This is a genomic window from Indolivaga capnocytophagoides DSM 22835 (assembly GCF_000426485.1).
Lineage (GTDB): Bacteria > Bacteroidota > Bacteroidia > Bacteroidales > Dysgonomonadaceae > Dysgonomonas_A > Dysgonomonas_A capnocytophagoides.
In genome coordinates this window covers 1-3,456 of sequence record NZ_AUFL01000034.1, presented here as the reverse complement: position 1 = coordinate 3,456, position 3,456 = coordinate 1, and the positions used below count along the sequence as shown (strand labels likewise).

The following is a 3,456-nucleotide window of genomic DNA, read 5'->3' as shown; positions in this document are numbered from 1 at the left end:
AAGTAGCAATACTTTAGATGACGACCGGCGCACGGGTGAGTAACGCGTATGCAACCTACCTACTACAGGGGAATAGCCCGAAGAAATTCGGATTAATGCCGCATAATACAGGGGCACCGCATGGTGATATTTGTTAAAGATTAATTGGTAGTAGATGGGCATGCGTTCCATTAGCCAGTTGGTGAGGTAACGGCTCACCAAAGCAACGATGGATAGGGGAACTGAGAGGTTTATCCCCCACACTGGTACTGAGACACGGACCAGACTCCTACGGGAGGCAGCAGTGAGGAATATTGGTCAATGGGCGAGAGCCTGAACCAGCCAAGTCGCGTGAAGGATGACTGCCCTATGGGTTGTAAACTTCTTTTGTACTGGGGTAAAAAAGAGGACGTGTCCTTTCTTGCAAGTACAGTACGAATAAGCATCGGCTAACTCCGTGCCAGCAGCCGCGGTAATACGGAGGATGCGAGCGTTATCCGGATTTATTGGGTTTAAAGGGTGCGTAGGCGGGGATTTAAGTCAGCGGTGAAAGTTTGAGGCTCAACCTTAAAATTGCCGTTGAAACTGGGTTTCTTGAGTGTATTTGAAGTAGGCGGAATTCGTTGTGTAGCGGTGAAATGCATAGATATAACGAAGAACTCCAATTGCGCAGGCAGCTTACTAAACTACAACTGACGCTGAAGCACGAAAGCGTGGGTATCAAACAGGATTAGATACCCTGGTAGTCCACGCAGTAAACGATGATTACTAGCTGTTTGTGATATTACAATAAGTGGCTAAGCGAAAGCGATAAGTAATCCACCTGGGGAGTACGCCGGCAACGGTGAAACTCAAAGGAATTGACGGGGGCCCGCACAAGCGGAGGAACATGTGGTTTAATTCGATGATACGCGAGGAACCTTACCCGGGCTTGAAATGCATCTGATCGATCGGGAAACCGATCTTCTAGCAATAGCAGATGCGTAGGTGCTGCATGGTTGTCGTCAGCTCGTGCCGTGAGGTGTCGGCTTAAGTGCCATAACGAGCGCAACCCACATTGTTAGTTACTAACAGGTCAAGCTGAGGACTCTGACAAGACTGCCAGCGTAAGCTGCGAGGAAGGTGTGGATGACGTCAAATCAGCACGGCCCTTACGTCCGGGGCGACACACGTGTTACAATGGGGGGTACAGAGGGTTGCTACTTGGTGACAAGATGCTAATCTCGAAAGCCTCTCCCAGTTCGGATTGGAGTCTGCAACTCGACTCCATGAAGCTGGATTCGCTAGTAATCGCGCATCAGCCATGGCGCGGTGAATACGTTCCCGGGCCTTGTACACACCGCCCGTCAAGCCATGGAAGCTGGGGGTACCTGAAGTACGTAACCGCAAGGAGCGTCCTAGGGTAAAACTAGTGACTGGGGCTAAGTCGTAACAAGGTAGCCGTACCGGAAGGTGCGGCTGGAACACCTCCTTTCTGGAGAATGTTCTAACTGGATATATAACGTTAAAGTTATTATCACCCAATGTCTAGTGTATTATATAAAAAAGAGTTTCTATCAAATCGACAAAATAAAGAGAAAAAAGGAGCTGTTAATCACAGTTACCGGGTAAGAAAAGAAACAAACAGCCAGTCCTATAGCTCAGTTGGTTAGAGCGCTACACTGATAATGTAGAGGTCGGCAGTTCAAATCTGCCTGGGACTACGAAGTAAATAAGCCGGATAACGGGCTTCATTTAACGGGGGATTAGCTCAGCTGGCTAGAGCACCTGCCTTGCACGCAGGGGGTCAACGGTTCGAATCCGTTATTCTCCACAACAGCTAAGACAATTTAATAATAGTCAGTTCGTAAAAGAGCAATTAGCGAAAAGATCTTTGACATGATGTAAAAAAGAGCAAGTAAAAAAACGAGTATATATCAAACCGTACTTTACCGGCAACGGTAAAGAACAGGCGAAGAGAAAAAAGTAAAAAAGGGCACATGGGGGATGCCTAGGCTCTCGAAGGCTATGAAGGACGTGATAAGCTGCGAAAAGTTACGGTAAGGTGCAAATAACCTTTGACCCGTAAATCTCCGAATGGGGCAACCCGGTATGCGAAGAGCATATCATCCAGCTAGACTGGAAGCAAACGTGGGGAACTGAAACATCTAAGTACCCATAGGAAAAGAAAACAAAAGTGATTCCGTAAGTAGTGGCGAGCGAACGCGGATTAGCCCAAACCAATATTGTTTCGGCAATATTGGGGTTGTAGGACTGCGCTGTGGCAAGACATAAATGTAGTGGAAATATCTGGAAAGATGTATCAGAGAGGGTGATAATCCCGTACACGAAACGTTTATTAAGCCTAGCAGTATCCTGAGTAGTGCGGGACACGAGAAATCCTGTATGAATCTGCCGGGACCATCCGGTAAGGCTAAATACTTCCGAGAGACCGATAGTGAACCAGTACCGTGAGGGAAAGGTGAAAAGAACCTCGAACAGAGGAGTGAAATAGACCCTGAAACCATGTGCCTACAAGCGGTCGGAGCTGGCAACAGTGACGGCGTGCCTTTTGCATAATGAACCTACGAGTTACTCTCATTGGCAAGGTTAAGTACTATCAGGTACGGATCCGAAGCGAAAGCAAGTCTTAACAGGGCGCCATAGTCAATGGGAGTAGACGCGAAACCAAGTGATCTACCCTTGAGCAGGTTGAAGGTTGGGTAACACCAATTGGAGGACCGAACCGGTAAGCGTTGAAAAGCTTTCGGATGACTTGAGGGTAGGGGTGAAAGGCTAATCAAACTTGGAGATAGCTCGTACTCCCCGAAATGCATTTAGGTGCAGCCTCGGCGAATTACTTATGTCAGGTAGAGCTACTGATTGGATGCGAGGGCTTCACCGCCTATCAAGTCCAGATAAACTCCGAATGGGCATAAGTTAATACCGGGAGTGAGGGCATGGGTGCTAAGGTCCATGTCCGAGAGGGAAAGAACCCAGACCATCAGCTAAGGTCCCCAAATACATGTTAAGTTGAATTAACGAAGTGTTGCCGCTAAGACAGCTAGGATGTTGGCTTGGAAGCAGCCATTCATTTAAAGAGTGCGTAACAGCTCACTAGTCGAGTGGCGATGCGTGGATAATAATCGGGCATAAAACATGTTACCGAAGCTATGGGATAAATATTATCGGTAGGGGAGCATTCTGTTCAGCGTCGAAGGCGCAGCGTGAGCTGCTCTGGAGCGGACAGAAAAGCAAATGTAGGTATGAGTAACGATAAAGGAAGTGAGAAACTTCCTCGCCGAAAGACTAAGGTTTCCTGATCAACGCTAATCGGATCAGGGTAAGTCGGGCCCTAAGGAGACGCCGAACGGCTAATTCGATGGATGAAACGGTTAATATTCCGTTACTGGCTTTAAGAGTGATGTGGGGACACAGGAGTGAAACTGCTGCCAACTGACGGAATAGTTGGTTAAAGGGTGTAGACGTTGATTTTTG

Annotated in this window: 2 tRNA genes and 2 rRNA genes; all 4 read left to right on the top strand. The window is 47.8% G+C overall.

Annotated elements, in window-relative coordinates:
* Window positions 1-1,453 (top strand): 16S ribosomal RNA (locus tag K322_RS0113375); the annotation flags it as partial.
* Window positions 1,454-1,608: 155 nt separating this feature from the next.
* A tRNA-Ile gene (locus K322_RS0113370) sits at window positions 1,609-1,682 on the top strand.
* Between the two features lie 36 nt (window positions 1,683-1,718).
* Window positions 1,719-1,792, top strand: a tRNA-Ala gene (locus K322_RS0113365).
* Between the two features lie 146 nt (window positions 1,793-1,938).
* A 23S ribosomal RNA gene (locus K322_RS21095) occupies window positions 1,939-3,456 on the top strand; the annotation flags it as partial.